Genomic DNA, 15,565 nt, shown 5'->3' on the forward strand with positions numbered 1-15,565 from the left:
TATGGCAATTCTAGTTACAGGTGCGGCAGGGTTTATTGGTGCTTTCACAGCGGAGAAATTACTAGACGAAGGGTATTATGTTGTTGGGGTTGATAATCGAAATGATTATTACGACGTAGAATTAAAAAATACACGTCTGGAACGTTTAACAACTTATGATAAATTCACATTTTATGATATAGAATTGGCTGAATATGAGAAAGTTACTTATGTATTTGAGAACCATAGTGTAGAAAAGGTAGTTCATCTTTCAGCACAGGCTGGCGTTCGTTACAGTCTTGAAAACCCCCATGTCTATATTCAATCAAATGTTGTTGGTTTTACCAATATACTAGAATGCTGCAGACATTTTGAAGTAGAGCATCTTATTTATGCTTCTTCCAGCTCTGTTTACGGTGCAAATGTAAAGATGCCCTTTTCAACGGAGGATAGTGTTGACCATCCAGTCAGTTTGTATGCAGCAACGAAAAAGTCCAATGAACTGCTTGCGCATACGTACAGCCATTTGTATGATCTTCCTACGACCGGTCTTCGCTTTTTTACCGTTTATGGGCCGTGGGGAAGACCAGATATGGCTTATTTTAAATTTGCTAATAAAATTGTTAATGGTGACCCTATTCAAGTATACAATCATGGGGAGATGCAGCGTGATTTCACCTATATTGATGACATTGTGGAAGGAGTCACCCGCCTCTTGGATCATGTTCCGGAATCAGATCCAGACTGGGACAGGTTGAATCCTTCACCCGCAAGTAGTTATGCTCCTTATCGTGTTTATAATATCGGAAATAACGAGCCGGTAACGTTGATGGATTTTATCGGCACACTGGAGAAGCATCTTGGCGTGGAAGCTGAAAAAGAGTTTTTACCTATGCAGCCTGGAGATGTAGAAGCGACGTATGCAGATATTGACCCGCTCCATGGCGCTGTAGGATTTGCTCCTAAAACAAGTTTGGATGAAGGATTAAAACAGTTTGTAGATTGGTATACAACGTATTACAACATCAGCCTTCCACTCTCATCCAAGATTGGAGGTGACTAATATTGAGTTCAACGAAACGGATATTTTTATCGTCACCCCATATGACAGGAAACGAGCAGGATTACATAAAAGAAGCCTTTGATTTAAACTGGATCGCTCCGCTTGGCAATCATGTTGGTGCATTTGAACAGGAGCTCGCGGACTATGTCGGAGTGGATCATGCGGCTGCTGTCAGTTCTGGTACGGCTGCGATTCATCTGGCACTGCGGTTGTTGGATGTGCAGCAGGGAGATACGTTGTTTTGTTCCTCGTTGACGTTTGTGGCGAGCGCTAACCCTATTTTGTACGAAAAAGCAGAACCGGTTTTAATCGATTCCGAGCCGGATACCTGGAATATGGCACCGGAAGCATTGGAACGGGCGTTGCGTGATGCGGACAAAACAGGTCATCTACCAAAAGCCGTTATTGTCGTGAATTTGTACGGGCAGAGTGCGAAAATGAAAGAACTGGCTGATCTCTGCGAGACGTATGATGTCCCAATGATTGAAGATGCCGCAGAATCCCTCGGTTCCGAATATGATGGACGCAAAAGCGGTTCTTTCGGCACGTTCGGTATTTTTTCTTTTAACGGCAATAAAATCATTACGACATCCGGCGGTGGGATGCTGACAAGCAATGATGAGGCAATGATTCAGAAAGCCCGGTTTTTGTCGACCCAGGCCCGGGATCCGGCACTCCATTATCAGCACAGCGAAGTTGGCTTCAACTACCGGATGAGTAACATCGTTGCCGGCATCGGTCGCGCGCAGCTCGAAGCGATTGACCTGCGGGTCCAGCAGCGCCGCAACGTGTTCACCCGTTATCAGGAAGCTCTCGGAGAGATAGATGGAATAGATTTTATGCCTGAACTCCCCGGCACACACAGCAATCGCTGGCTCACGGCACTTACTGTGGATCCTGACAAAACCGGAATAGACCGTACAGCCATCATTCAAGCATTGGCAGAGGATAACATTGAAGCCCGTCCCGTGTGGAAGCCGCTGCATCGTCAGCCGTTGTTTGAAGAATACAGGTATTATCCCTTTCAGGAGGATGACAGTGTTTCTGATAAACTGTTTGAATACGGCATGTGTCTGCCATCTGGTTCGAATATGGAGGCAGAAGATCAAGAACGAGTCATACAGAAAATGCTTGCTGCGTTGAAGGCTTAGAGTGTGCTTACTCCTAATGTGCTCCCCTTCAAGGCGAACCAGATGAGGTACAAAATCTGTTTCACCTTGAAGGGGAGCATTTTTATGATGATGGGTGAACATAGAAAACAAGCATCGTACCAATCATATTTTGTTTTAAGTTTACAATTTTTAAAATTTTATAACATTTAATTAATAATACCGCCACGCAGGATTAATACTATCGTGTTTGAATAAAGGTAGGGAAATAAATGCAAGATAGAGAATTGCTGACAGAACGCCGTATGCAGTGAAAGTCGCCTGTGCGGTGTAGGCCCGGTACGAAAACCGCGGAGAGCGGTATAAGACGGGAATGGCGAAGACACCATCGAGGTTTCACCAAATGAATTTGGAGGGACGTATGATTCGAATGTTCGGGTTAAATTGACAGCAGACGTGGACAGCCTAGAAAACGCAGCAGTGGAAGGAAACCTTATCATTACCGGATCAGCTTCAGGATCGTTGACTTTCTCCGGCATAACCGTAAAAGGTGATGTAGATGCTTCAGAGCTGGAAGGATCAGATATCAGTTTTGATGGCATGTCAATCGAAGGGGACATTATCTTGTAGCAGAGTCAGAGTAAGGAAATAGAGTTGCCGGAGCTGTATCAAAAGCCCGTTACATGCCGAGGCATCCGCTGCAGGCGGACGCTTGCCGCGGGCAGCGCCTCAGCTACATCAAACGGTAAAACCGCCGTTTGATGGGATCTTCGGCTGCTGCTCTTCCCGCAGGCGTCGCCGCCTTCCGCTTCTGCCTCGGTTACATTTTCTTTCTCACAGGAAAAGGGCTGTACTTTCTGATACAGCCCCATATCACATTGTGTTGGAGCACATAAAAAAGGAGAATCGGGTGAAATGAGCAATGGAAGGAGAAAAACGTTACATACCTTTTTATCCATCGCGCTGATTTTTACATTATTATCCCCGGCTGCCGCGATTACAACAAATACAGCGGCAAGCGCTTCTGACTTAAATCTATTGGAAGCTCCACAGGAAAATGAAGCTGCGCCGGATCAGCAAGAACAGGAAACAGAGCCATCAAATAACGAAGAAACAGAGCCTTATATTGTGTTGGAAGACTTTGAAGATGGAATTGGTACCTGGAAAGCGACCGGTGCAAGATATAATTCTGTTGATGCGCTGCTGACAAATGATACCGTCCGATTTGGCAGCAGTGCCCTTCAATTGGATTATGATTTTATTGGAACACAGGGAACGTCTGGTGTCTACGCTTCTAAGGATAGCATGATAGAAATTCCAGACAATCCAGAGAAAATAGGTATGGGATTTATGGGGACGGCAACAAGCATTGGCTGCGGCAGCAGTTATATGATGCAAATGGGCAAAATTTTAATATTAACTATACGTCTGCTTATCCAAACGGAGTGACATGGAAAGGGTGGAAATACGTAGAGACGGATATACCATCGGACTGGGAAGCGCCTTTTCGTTTAGATTTGGCTGTAAGGTATATGGCAACGGATGACGATGCGAAAACAGCAGGTTCGATTTATGTGGACAATATCCAAGCCGTCTATGATGATTTTGATGACGATGTAACCAATCCGACTATAGAAAATTTTCAACCGAATGAAGAACCTGCGACTTCCAATCAGCCGGAAATCAGTGCTGTTGCTGGAGATAATCAAGGGGGATCCGGAATAGATCCGGATAATATCGTCATGACGATCGATGGGGAAAACGTCACCCCCTCCTATGATTCGTCAACGGGAAAAATATCGTATACACCGGCATCACCATTATCAGATGGTTTACATGAGGCGTATATCGAAGTATTCGATAAAGAGGGAAAACCATCAATTTCATACCTGGGATTTTCAGATTTCCTCCGGGGGACCTTCGTTTCAATGGGAAGGTCCTGAACAGGCATATGCCGGGTCCACATTTGATGTTCAATTGACAATGAGTCATTTGGATTCTTTAGATGGAGCAGAGATGCAATTGTCCTATGATCCGGAATTACTGACGTTAAAAGATGGAATTGAAGAAACAGATGGCATTCAGGTAAATATCTCAGAGAAGTTTAGAGATAAGACAACTGTAAACGAAGTGAACCCGGACAACGGTGAGATCCAATTAAACTGGGATAATCTGGATGATATAGAAACAGATGAAAACGAAGTGTTGGCTGCGGTGACATTTCAATTAGGAATTGATACTTCCGGCGAAGCTGCACTTGAACTCTCCCAGGGTTCCTTTTCTTATGCAGATTCGTCCAATAGAACGGCACCCTTTTTTGCTGAGCCATTTCGTGCGGGCATTGCCCAGCCATTGGTCTTGTCCATAGAGGGAAAATCGGTAAATACGACGAGTGAAATCGTGGTGGAGGATCAGGAAGGAAACCCAGTGGAAGGGGCGGAAATTGAAATCACAAATGACGCCAAGCTGCTTAAAGTCATCAATCCTACACATATATATAAAGGAGACAGCGGAGTAGCTGGGGATAAGTATCAAGAGGTCGAGACCGGAACGTATTTGCCGTTCGCAAATTATTCCTACGAAGGCTTTCATTACTATCGCATCTTCATGCCGAATGGAGAGCAGCGATATTACCATGTACCGGCAGACGACGTGCAGGAAGTGGAGTGGAATTCACTTTTTGGGACAACAGATGTAAACGGAGAAATGACCACGGATTTTCTGACCCTTTCACAGATTCCACTTGATATCCAGGCTAGTAAAGGAGAACTTGTGAGCCAGGTCGAGTCTATCGAAATCCTTCCTCAGTTAGGCAGCCGAAAACCGGAGAATATTGTTTTGACGTGGACGGAGGATCCTGAAACAACCCAGCATTTTACGTGGCGTACGGGAACAGTGTATCAAGAATCTGTTGTAGAAGTGGTTCCTGAAGGAGAAAATTCTGGATTCGAAAGCAGCGCTGTCCAGCGTTTTGAAGGAGAAAGTGAATTATTTTCCGATGATACAGGAGAAATGACGATTCACCGGGCGCAGGCAGCAGGATTAACCCCTGGCACTACGTATCAATACCGGGTGGGCGATGGTACAAACGATGGCTGGAGTGAGGAAAGTACTTTTACTACAGAAGCCAGCGCTGATCATCCATTTAACTTTTTGTTCTTTACTGACACCCAGTCACAAATAAAGAGGGTTTTGAGATCTGGAGAGAATTATATTCATTAGGCATGGAAAAGTTTCCTGATACAAAGTTTGCTCTCCACGGTGGCGACATTGTGGAGGACGGAAGTAACACCAATCAATGGGATTACTTTTTAGATGCGTCCCAGGATTTATCAACGACTATTCCTTTCATGTCAGTACTCGGGAATCATGAAGTATACGGGGATGGTGAAAATACATTCAATACCTTGTTCCCTTACCCTGAAAATGGACCTGAAGGGAAAAAACAATTCGTTTATTCCTTTGAATACGAAAATGCTAACTTTATCATGTTGAACTCAGAGTTTGGTGTGCAGGACATGGAAGAGCAGCAGGAATGGCTGCGACAGGGAGGTGGAGAACTCCGATACATTGTGGAATATTGCTATGTTCCATCGTTCTCCATATTCCAGTAATCCTCTGACTGGAACAGATGCTACGGCAGATACGTTTGCTCCGGTACTTGAAGAACTTGGTGTAGACTTAGTGTTAACTGGACACGACCATGCGTACATGAAATCGCATTTGATGGAGGACGGGCAGGTACAAACAGATGGATCAGGATCCCAGTACATCATTGGCGGATCCGCCGGCCCTAAATTTTATCCGGCTCAGAACTATGATTATACGGATGTCTTATATGATGAGGATAAGCAGGTATTTACCTCTATCGAAATAGATGGCAACAAGCTACACGGAGAAGTATACTCGATAGATAATGAACAAATCGACACTTTCGAATTACAAAAACAGGGAGAAGAAGATGATGCTGCCGCTCCTGATAGATCATACAATTTCAAAGATACCGAAACAGATAGGTTGTTGGTTCATAAACCGAGTGTGTCGCTTACATTTGATGCCGATTTCGAAGTAAAGAATGGAATTGTATTTACTGGAAACTACGCAGAATTTCATGGTGCCGGGTTAAAGGGTGCAACGATAACGATAAAACCCGAAAAAGATGGTGCGGTCATCGATTTTAAAGAAACAGAAGCAGCGAAAGTGATTATTGATGGAGATAATTCTGAGTTAAAAGGGGCAGACAACATACAAGAAATCGAGTATATAAATGGTGCAGATCCGGAAACCATAACAACACCATAAAACCAAAAATGACGAGTAACTACGATAAAATATACACATTTCAGCTGTTTTACTTCATTTTAACCTTACTTTGATATGGTTCACGCAGGGAAATAAAAAAAAGAGAATCGCTGACGGATCGCCGTGTGCGGTGAAAGCCGCCTGCATGGTGAAGGCTCGTTCGAACCCCGTAAAAAGAAAAGGGATAAGGCGGGAATAGTGAAACGGTAGAAACGATCTCAGATTTTCAACAGTTTGTTTTTGAAAATTTCTATCCTGGTGAAAGTACTGATGTCATGGATCAGCTGGAAGCAGAGTTTGATTTTGATTCCACGACAATGGAACCATCCCATTATTTAGCATACGTGGAATCAGAAAAGGAGGTGTTTGCAAAAATCTCGGATGGAAAGATAGAAGGTTTCGATGTAGTAAGAGATTACGAAATTGAGGATGAAAAAGTACAGGCAGGCATCATGCAGGACATTCTTAATCATCTTCACTCAGAATACGGCTATGACTATTCAGGTAGTGATGGTACTTATACCATTGAAAACACTGACACCACTGGTGTAGTTATGAATGTAAGTGGAAGTGCTAACAGTGGTGAATATGAGTATGGAGTTTATATAAACGTGATGAAGAAATAACATCTATTTTTGAAGAATGACGCAGAGAGCTCAACAGAGGTTGAGCTCTCTTTTTAAACTCTCACGAAATCATACATAGAAATCTATCGGATTAAATGAAATAAAGAATTATTGAGGAACCGCTGTGTGTGGTGAGAGCCGCCTGTATGGGTAAGGTTCGTTATACAAAATCGACAAGAAAAGATGTCTTTTGGGGATGAAGCAAAGTGAAAAATTTCATACTGTTTAACCTCATTTTAACCTCACCTTGTTATCGTTCAGTCAGGGAAATAAAATAGAGAGAATTGCTGACGGATCGCCGTGTGCGGTGAAAGCCGCCTGCATGGTGAAGGCTCGTTCGAAAACCACAGGAGTGGAATAAGGCGGGAATAGTGATAGAACCAGAACCGTGGAAAGTGTGGAAGAATTTAAGCAAGCTGTAGAGAATGAAAACGTGGGAGTTATTGTTTTACATGACAATATTGCTAGTGAAACGACACTGAACATTCCGCGTATATTATCCATTGATTTTCATGGTTATTCCGTGACAGGGGACCTGGCCTTTACTTCAGATGAAGAAGGCGTGTTGGAAATGTTTAGTTCCTCTGCGTCTCAAATCCAGGGTGATTTGAATGTCAATCTTCCGAATGCGGATGTTCACGTAGGCTCCAACATTGAAGTGACAGGAACAACAAATGTGGAAAACGTTGCTGCCTCCACTTTTATCAATGAAGGTACGCTCCATAAGGTGAATATCCAGGATGACGATGGCACGCGGTTTGAAAATGAAGGCACTACACAAGAAGTAGTTATCTCAAGTTCTGACGTTGTATTAAAAGGCGCTTTTAAAAACGTTCATGTAGCCGATGAAGTAGAGCAAAGCAATCTTACTTTAGAAGCTGACAGCAAGATTGAAGAGCTGGAAGCTGATACGGATGTGGCGGTAAACGGCCCCGGGGAAGTGGAGCACATCGCTGAATCTTCGAAAGGAAAAGTGTCGGGTGGAGCCGCGTCGAAGGCTGTCCTTATTCGAGCAGTGAATCAATCCATAAAAACAAATTTAGAAGAAAACGTAAATAACTTAGCTGCAGAGGTGGACGATGCCTCAGTGTTGGATAGGGACAGTTATTTTCCGGAGTACACCGAAGCCTACATGGAGGCGCTGGATAATGAACATGTTGCTACAGCGGAAGCTCTGCAGTCCTTACTGGAGTCGGTGAATAAAGAGCGGGAACTGGAAGAAGCGCTGAAAGCTGTCAATGAAGCCGGCACGGGAAATATAGAAGTAGCCTTAGAGGTTTATGCGAATCTAGTAGACGACGAAGAAGTGCTTGACACCACTTATATTGAACCGGATAATGCAGCTGCTTATGTTGACGCGTTAAACGAAGAAGAAGCAACCACAGCCGAAGAAGTAGAGGCCATGTTGAAGAATGTAAATGAAGAACAGACCTACGAAGAAGCAGTGAAAAATGTGAATGAAGCAAGCAGTGAAAATCTGGAGGATGCCGTTGACTCGTTGGCACAAATGGTGAACGACCCCGACATATTGGACATGACAACGTATCTTCAAGACAATGCAGCCTTATATGAAGAAGCATTAAACAATGAGGAAGCAGAATCAGCGAAAGATGTTCAAACCATCTTAGAAACAGTAAATGACCAGCAAGTGATAAATGATAGGATAGCGGATGTAAATGAAGCCAATAAGGATGATTTGGAAGTTGAAATATATGCTTTAGCAGAAAAGATTAACGATCCAGATATCCTTGATTACAATAGCTTTCAGTCTGCTTATGCCGAGTCTTACGTACTTGCCATAAAAGATGATCCCGTAAAGACACCTAGTGATATCCAAACGATATTGAATGAAGTCAATAAGAATAAAAAGATGGAGGAGGCGATAAGCGACATTAACAATACAGATAATGCAAGCGACTTAGAACAGACCGTAAATGAATTAGCGGAACTGGTGGGTGATCCAGAGATCCTTGATGCCAGTGATTTCATCACAGAACATGCGGACCTATATCTGGAGAATATTTCTGAAACACCGGTAGATAATGCCGGCGATGTTCAATCCGTATTGGATAATGTCATAAACTCCCTAAACGCGATAAATAATGCTTCTGATACTGAAGAAGTAATAAATCAGTTAACGAATCAGGAGGACGCGTTAAATTTAAATCTATCAGAATATGAAGGATTAGATTCTGAAGAAAAAACCATCATTGCGGATGCGATCCTTAAAGATGCAAGCTATGACACGGTTTCAGAATTACAGGGTGCCATCCATGACTATATTGATAGACATCATCAATTCCAAGAGTTTAAAGTGGAGAACTTAACGAAATATGACGACCAAACTTATATAGACTTTGATCCCATTTCAAATGCCACTAATCACCCGGCGGACCGCTATGAACTTTACTACAAAAAAAGTGCTGATTTAGGAGGTGAATCCTTAACAAAAGAAACGGGAGGGGCTTCTATGACCACGGAAACTACTATTAACCGTGGCAGAATTTCACTGGATATTAATGATCTTGATGAAGATGTGCCGTATACAGCCGTCATGTATGCAACCGACGGAACCTTTTATTCCGAAGTATCGGATGAAGTAGAAATCACCCTTGATTGTAATCTTGGCCAATGCGGACTTGAGAAGTGATAGATGCTGTCCTTATGGAAGAGCATAATGTAGTGCCTGTCCCTCCAGGGTTTAGTCGAGTGGTGAGGTAGCATTTTAGTCGATTTTGAACGGCCGGGAGATTCTGTGATGTGTCAGGATGCGTCCCGGCCTTCTCTATTGAAAAGGACAAGGACGTAACAGTAAAATCAGAATGAGGACATGGTGTTAATCTATGATGGAGATCCTCAAGCCGGGGACTTGGTCCCCCTGGAAATTGACGTGAACGGCGCGGCTGTCGAAATGATGGTCTTCAAGCAGCAGGACGGCTCCTGGCGCCTGAAGATTCAAGAAGCATCTGCGCTCAACTAGTCTTGGCCTGCTATTTATGGAAAAGGGATACTGATATCGCGTAGTGATCACCATCGGAAACCCTGCTGAGAATACTTCTCGGCAGGGTTGCTTTTTGATTTATTGTCGAACTGGAGTATTGAGATCGAAATTTTTCGCTATTTTACTTCATTTTAACCTTTTCTTGTTACTATAAAAAATTAGTTGAGATCCATTCACTATATTTAACAATGGACATTAAAAAAGGTAATGATGTCAACAGAAATATCATCCCATAAATGTTACATAGTCAAGGAGGTTATTATGAATAAAAAGATAGTATTATTGTCTGCAATGTTACTTTTTGTCAGCATACTGCTGGCAGCGTGCGGGGATGAAACAGGCAGCGGGAACAATGAGGAGACGAGTGCGGAAGGTACAGAAGAAACCGGGAAAACAAAGGAGGAAGCTGAACCCCTGCGTTTAGGAACAGGCTCGGAAGGCGGAACTTATCTGAATCTTGGAAACGAAATTGCTGGTGTCCTAAATGAGAATGTGGAACTCGAGGGCTTTAATGTGGAAGCCGTTTCGACGGATGCTTCCATCGCCAATATGGAAGGGATCAGGGACGGAGAGTTGGCGCTCGGGATGACCGTTGACGTAACGGCTCTAAATGCATTAGGAAATGGTACCGTCCAGGGGGATAGTGGTGATTTTGATAAACCGGTTGATAACTTCGGGTTTCTTGGTTATTTGTACCCGGAAATCTGGCATATCGTAACGACTGAAGGAACCGGGATAACATCCATGAGGGATTTGGAGGGAAAAACCATTAATCTTGGACCTCCTAAGAGTACGACGAACGAAGTGGGCAAAAGTCTTCTCTCCGATCATGGATTGGAAGAAGACGATTACGAGATTAGCAAACAGGGCTTTGGAGAATCGTTTTCCAGTCTGCTCGATGGCGATATTGATGTATTGGTGGCATTACTCGGGGAACCTTCCGAATCTATTACCGAACTGTCTGCCGAACACGATCTCGTTTTGCTTCCTATGGAGGAAGAAAGCGTGGATGCTTTACATGAACGGATCAATGAAGGTTCAGATAGAGGATTTGATATTGACGACCGCTATGACATCCCGGCAGAGTCGTATGATTTCATTGATAAACCTATAAACACACTGCAGGATGATGCGATTCTTGTTGGGTCCACGGAGCTTATCGACGAAGAAACCGGTTATGAAATAACCAAACAGCTTTATGAAAATGCAGACAGCATGGATCATCCGCAGGCGCAATATATGACGAGAGAAAATATGACCAATTCGGTAAGAGGAGAAATGCCCATCCATCCAGGGGCAAAGCGGTACTTTGAAGAAGAAGGCCTTTTGGATGAGGACTAAAAAGGAGTTAGTTAACGTTTCTCCATAGGAATCTACCGGTCATTAGGAAGTAGAATCACTTATAGGGTGCACATCAGGGAGGGGGCTGGAGATGACAATGAAAATGCTGATTATTGATGGGGACGAAAACGTTCATACGGTTTTGCGCAACCACTTAATAAATAGTAATTTCACCATCTGTAGTTTGTTTCGAGGGGAGAATACGACTGCTGCAGTGCGTCGAGAGCAGCCTGACCTCATTATAATGGAAGCTGAACTTCCCGATGTGGATGGTGTGGTGGTTTGCCAGGAAATTCGAAAAAAAACGGAAGTCCCTATCCTTTTTTTAAGTGAAAAATGCGCAGAGACAGATAAAATTATAGGATTGAGTGCCGGCGGTGATGATTATATTGCTAAACCATTCGGAACCGGCGAATTGATAGCCCGTATTAAAGCACATCTGCGTCGAAGCCATTTGCACAAAATTCAACAGGCTAACAACGCTGACAACCATAGTGAATCCGCTCATAATAAAAGGACATTTGGGGATTTAACAGTAGATCTTCAAAAGTGTACGGTTCATGTCGGTGCAGAATTGATTTCATTATCCTCCAAGGAATTCAAATTACTATCGTTGCTTGTACGTAATCCCAGAAGGGTATTCCAACCAGACCAATTATATGAAATGGTTTGGGGCGCGGATGGTTTGGATGACCATCGTACGGTTCCTGTTCATATCAGCACGTTACGAAAAAAAGTGGAAGAGCATCCGCCCCGCCCAAAGTATATCCATACGGTGAGGGGACTGGGCTATAAATTTGAAGTAGAACTAGAAGACAAAGATGAAAATATACTAAATGAACAACTATAGAACGAAGTTCGGCAGGGGGGGCGGTGTATATGCGGCTCAGCATGGAGCAGCAAAGACACATAGCGGCACAATCTGCTTTCTTACAGGAACGTATACATTCTATGGATCTACTGTTTTCAAAAGATGAGGATCTTGCAGAGACAAGATTCCAAGTGTGGAAAGAAAAAGCAGGGGGAGACAGGACGTTTTTAAGACGTTTAGAGGCAGAGCAGCTTGAACCTGAGCAAGTGAAAGCTAAGTTGACAGAAGTCGAATGGAAGCCTGTGAAGCCTTTGCCGGCTTGGACCGAAGATGTATCAGAATTGTTTGAGGTCCTAGATCAATACGAGTATGAGGAATTAACGTACCAGCGAGCTATGGAACAGAATCAATGGATGACAAGATTTAAAGAAGAAAAGGTTCATTTGTTTGCAACGAGTCTATTGCCTTTCCTTGATTTCGCTCGTCAGAAATTCGTAGAGGAACGGGATACGATTTATATCACTTTTACGGAAACGGCTGAGTCAAATATGATAATGGCGTTGTTTCAGTCATTATTTTCTTTGTTATTAAAAACGTTGGAGCAACGCTTCAACCATTACGTTTCCAAGCATTATCCCATGACAATGATTATTCCTCCAACGGCAGAGCAGCGTTATAAATATGCCCAAGAGTTCAATCAGGACATGGCTGAAAAACAATGGAAACATATACTTATAGAATATCCAGTTATGACAAGGCTTATGATACGGACGATTACTAATTGGAAGCTCAACTTGCTGGAGTTACTGGCAAATGTTCAGGAAGATGCTGCCGACATTCTTGATACGTTCGGCTTTGATCCTGTGAAAACAGGCATTAAACAAATAGATGGTAACTTGTCCGATGCTCATAACGAGGGGAAGACCGTTTATCTTCTTCAATTTAATAATGAACAAAAACTTATTTATAAACCCCGCGGTCTTCATGTGGATAAGGCGTGGGAATACTTATTGACGTGGGTTTGCCGGCAGGGGCTTCCTTGTACGATGAAGACACCAAAACTTTTAAATAAGGGAGATCACGGCTGGGTGGAGCACGTGAAACAACAGCCGCTCGGTCATCGTCAGCGGGCGGAGACTTTTTACTTCCGTACAGGAATTCTTATGGGATTGGTTTACACTTTTGGTGGTAATGATTTTCATTGTGAAAATATGATTGCCTGCGGGGAACATCCTGTTTTAGTTGACCTGGAAACATTAGTGCTGCCCCGGGCGAGACCTTTTGATCACAAACCCGGCCATGATACAGCTGACACGAAAGTGCAGCATATGATGACAGACTCTGTGCTTTACTCCGGGTTCTTACCGTTTTGGTCCAAGGATCACAAGGGAGAACCTGCGGACTGGAGTTCCTTAACAAGTGAGGAAAACAAAAATCACCGTTTGTATGATGGCGATGAAAAAATAGATCCCTTGCTCTACGAAGATTACATTGTGGAGGGCTTTGAGTGGATATATGATTGTTTACAGTATAGGAAAACAGAGCTGCTTGGAGATCATTCGCCCCTGTCTGTTTTTCATGATTGTTATTTCAGGTACTTAATCCGGGGGACGCAAATCTACGTGGATGTGCAGCGGCATACCACACACCCGGATTTTTTAAAAAATGGCCTATGGTTTTCACTGGAAATAGAACGGTTAGGAACGGGCTTCAGCTTGTATAGCTCCGCTGAAGAAACAGCTAGGGTCTGGGAGATATTCCAATCTGAACGACAGGCATTAGAAAGAAGAGATACCCCTATTTTTTATGGAAAAGCTGAATCGTCAGCGCTGCAGGATGGAGCAGTGGAGTTAGATCCCACGTTTTTTATGGAAACGGCATTAGAACGTTCACGGGGTCTTATCTATCGCATGAATGAGCAGGACCGGCGAACACAGGTGGAATTAATCCGCACCTCTTTATCATTGATTTTGGAGACCTCTCATGAGGACGATTCTCCATTAACGGGAGCTGTTGATTTTCACCCTGAACGCCAAAAAACAGGAAGTGATTTCTTCTTTTTGAAAGAAGCAGAACGTATTTATAAGGATATTTGGGAGCGGCGTATTACGGGAGAAAGGGACCAAACAGAAGTAACCTGGATCGTGAAGCAATACGATATGAAGGCGGATAAACTTGGTTTAAGCCCCATGTCTGCTTTTTTATATGACGGTAAAATCGGGCTAAGTTTGTTTATGGCTGCTTTGTATCGGATGAACAATGAGGAACATCTAAAAGACGATGTCGCTTGCGCGCTTGGTGATTTCCGAAAAAACCTGCGCTCTCCTGATTTTGCCTATGTGTGGAAGCGTATGTCTTTAGGATTAGGCAAAGGTTTGGCTGGTATCATTAAAAGTTTGATGCTTATTAGTGAGTACCTGGAAGATTCGAGTTATCTCGAAGACGCTTTGTATATGGCAGAGAACATTACGGAGGAACGTGTCCAGTCAGATCATGGCCTGGATATAATTGGAGGTTCCGCCGGGTTATTAAGTGTTCTTTCCGAGTTACATGAACGCACCAATAGAACTTCCTTTTTTCCCTTAGCCAGAAGACTGTCGAATCACTTATTAGAGCAACGTTCCAACATAGAGAGTGGACATAAAATGTGGCATTCAGGTGTGGAGCAAAAACCTCTGACTGGAATGGGGCACGGAGCTGCCGGGTATGCCAAAGCCTTGTTACAGTGGTATGAAATAGATGGAGGACCATCATTATATAAGGCTGCTTATGAAGCAGTGGATTATGAAAATATGCAATATAACGATCGTAAAAATAATTGGCCGGATTATCGCAGAAATAAAGAATTGTCCAAGGAGCAGGAAGCGTTTATGGGTGGTTGGTGCAGCGGAGCCCCGGGGATTGGCTTAGCCCGTTTACAAAAAAGAGTCACTGACCCAATGCATCAACGGGACATCCAGCGGGCGTTAACGTTTACTCATGATTGTCCGGTTCATGGTTCTGACCATGTTTGTTGCGGAAACGCGGGGCGCATTGATCTGTTATTAGAAGCTTATTTACATGGATACGGGGAGAAACAGCTTGAGGCAGCTCGTAAGCGGGCAACGTGGATGATTGAACGCAAAGATCAACTGGGACACTATCTTTTAAATGGCAAGGATCAAGGGTCCGGTTTTAATCCTTCTTTCTTCCAGGGAACGTCGGGGATTGGGTATATGCTGCTGCGTAACATAGCGCCGGATCGCATACACAGTCTGCTGACGTAATGGATGGCAGCCCTTGATGTATTGGAATGATAAAGAAAAATCCACTGTTTTTTTATCTAAACTTTAA

General features: G+C 43.5%; 13 protein-coding genes. All 13 read left to right on the forward strand.

Annotation, left to right across the window (positions count from 1 at the left end):
- Nucleotide 1: 1 nt before the first annotated feature.
- The 13 genes from ACW9JV_RS01525 (at nt 2) to lanM (ending at nt 15,498) form a co-directional block, all read left to right on the forward strand.
- Complete coding sequence (locus ACW9JV_RS01525; RefSeq protein WP_457330658.1) at nt 2-1,042, forward strand: NAD-dependent epimerase; 1,041 nt, start codon at nt 2-4, stop codon at nt 1,040-1,042.
- Between the two features lie 2 nt (nt 1,043-1,044).
- Nucleotides 1,045-2,193 (forward strand): DegT/DnrJ/EryC1/StrS family aminotransferase, encoded by a 1,149-nt coding sequence (locus ACW9JV_RS01530; RefSeq protein WP_457330660.1) that lies wholly within the window; start codon nt 1,045-1,047, stop codon nt 2,191-2,193.
- An 873-nt stretch (nt 2,194-3,066) separates the two neighbouring features.
- Nucleotides 3,067-3,600: a hypothetical protein gene (locus ACW9JV_RS01535; RefSeq protein WP_457330662.1), complete on the forward strand. Its 534-nt coding sequence runs from the start codon at nt 3,067-3,069 to the stop codon at nt 3,598-3,600.
- Nucleotides 3,601-3,683: 83 nt separating this feature from the next.
- Entirely contained in the window at nt 3,684-4,094 is a 411-nt protein-coding gene (locus ACW9JV_RS01540; protein ID WP_457330664.1) for a hypothetical protein, read from the forward strand.
- Nucleotides 3,988-5,373, forward strand: a complete 1,386-nt coding sequence (locus ACW9JV_RS01545; protein ID WP_457330666.1) for a fibronectin type III domain-containing protein — start codon at nt 3,988-3,990, stop codon at nt 5,371-5,373. Before ACW9JV_RS01540 ends, ACW9JV_RS01545 begins: the two co-directional genes overlap by 107 nt.
- Nucleotides 5,374-5,375: 2 nt before the next feature.
- Entirely contained in the window at nt 5,376-5,765 is a 390-nt protein-coding gene (locus tag ACW9JV_RS01550; RefSeq protein WP_457330668.1) for a metallophosphoesterase family protein, read from the forward strand.
- Nucleotides 5,722-6,453, forward strand: a complete 732-nt coding sequence (locus tag ACW9JV_RS01555; protein WP_457330670.1) for a metallophosphoesterase — start codon at nt 5,722-5,724, stop codon at nt 6,451-6,453. The genes ACW9JV_RS01550 and ACW9JV_RS01555 overlap by 44 nt, the downstream gene beginning before the upstream one ends.
- A 275-nt stretch (nt 6,454-6,728) precedes the next feature.
- Nucleotides 6,729-7,079: a hypothetical protein gene (locus ACW9JV_RS01560; protein ID WP_457330672.1), complete on the forward strand. Its 351-nt coding sequence runs from the start codon at nt 6,729-6,731 to the stop codon at nt 7,077-7,079.
- A gap of 397 nt (nt 7,080-7,476) precedes the next feature.
- Nucleotides 7,477-9,729, forward strand: a complete 2,253-nt coding sequence (locus tag ACW9JV_RS01565; RefSeq protein ID WP_457330674.1) for a hypothetical protein — start codon at nt 7,477-7,479, stop codon at nt 9,727-9,729.
- Nucleotides 9,730-9,909: 180 nt separating this feature from the next.
- Nucleotides 9,910-10,059 (forward strand): hypothetical protein, encoded by a 150-nt coding sequence (locus tag ACW9JV_RS01570; RefSeq protein WP_457330676.1) that lies wholly within the window; start codon nt 9,910-9,912, stop codon nt 10,057-10,059.
- Between the two features lie 282 nt (nt 10,060-10,341).
- The gene (locus tag ACW9JV_RS01575) at nt 10,342-11,421 is read left to right on the forward strand and encodes a TAXI family TRAP transporter solute-binding subunit (protein WP_457330678.1); all 1,080 of its coding nucleotides are present in this window, start codon (nt 10,342-10,344) and stop codon (nt 11,419-11,421) included.
- A 91-nt stretch (nt 11,422-11,512) separates the two neighbouring features.
- Nucleotides 11,513-12,271, forward strand: coding sequence for a response regulator transcription factor (locus tag ACW9JV_RS01580; RefSeq protein ID WP_457330680.1), 759 nt, complete (start codon nt 11,513-11,515; stop codon nt 12,269-12,271).
- 29 nt (nt 12,272-12,300) lie between these two features.
- Entirely contained in the window at nt 12,301-15,498 is a 3,198-nt protein-coding gene (gene lanM, locus ACW9JV_RS01585; protein ID WP_457330682.1) for a type 2 lanthipeptide synthetase LanM, read from the forward strand.
- Nucleotides 15,499-15,565 lie beyond the last annotated feature (67 nt).

This window comes from Salibacterium sp. K-3, assembly GCF_054052005.1.

Excerpts from the sequence above, each read along its gene's own strand:
- ACW9JV_RS01525 (WP_457330658.1), top strand. The coding sequence starts at position 2 with ATGGCAATTCTAGTTACAGGTGCGGCAGGGTTTATTGGTGCTTTCACA.
- ACW9JV_RS01535 (WP_457330662.1), top strand. The coding sequence starts at position 3,067 with ATGAGCAATGGAAGGAGAAAAACGTTACATACCTTTTTATCCATCGCG.
- ACW9JV_RS01540 (WP_457330664.1), top strand. The coding sequence starts at position 3,684 with ATGGCAACGGATGACGATGCGAAAACAGCAGGTTCGATTTATGTGGAC.
- ACW9JV_RS01545 (WP_457330666.1), top strand. The coding sequence starts at position 3,988 with ATGAGGCGTATATCGAAGTATTCGATAAAGAGGGAAAACCATCAATTT.
- ACW9JV_RS01550 (WP_457330668.1), top strand. The coding sequence starts at position 5,376 with ATGGAAAAGTTTCCTGATACAAAGTTTGCTCTCCACGGTGGCGACATT.
- ACW9JV_RS01560 (WP_457330672.1), top strand. The coding sequence starts at position 6,729 with ATGGATCAGCTGGAAGCAGAGTTTGATTTTGATTCCACGACAATGGAA.
- ACW9JV_RS01570 (WP_457330676.1), top strand. The coding sequence starts at position 9,910 with ATGGTGTTAATCTATGATGGAGATCCTCAAGCCGGGGACTTGGTCCCC.
- ACW9JV_RS01575 (WP_457330678.1), top strand. The coding sequence starts at position 10,342 with ATGAATAAAAAGATAGTATTATTGTCTGCAATGTTACTTTTTGTCAGC.
- ACW9JV_RS01580 (WP_457330680.1), top strand. The coding sequence starts at position 11,513 with ATGACAATGAAAATGCTGATTATTGATGGGGACGAAAACGTTCATACG.
- lanM (WP_457330682.1), top strand. The coding sequence starts at position 12,301 with ATGCGGCTCAGCATGGAGCAGCAAAGACACATAGCGGCACAATCTGCT.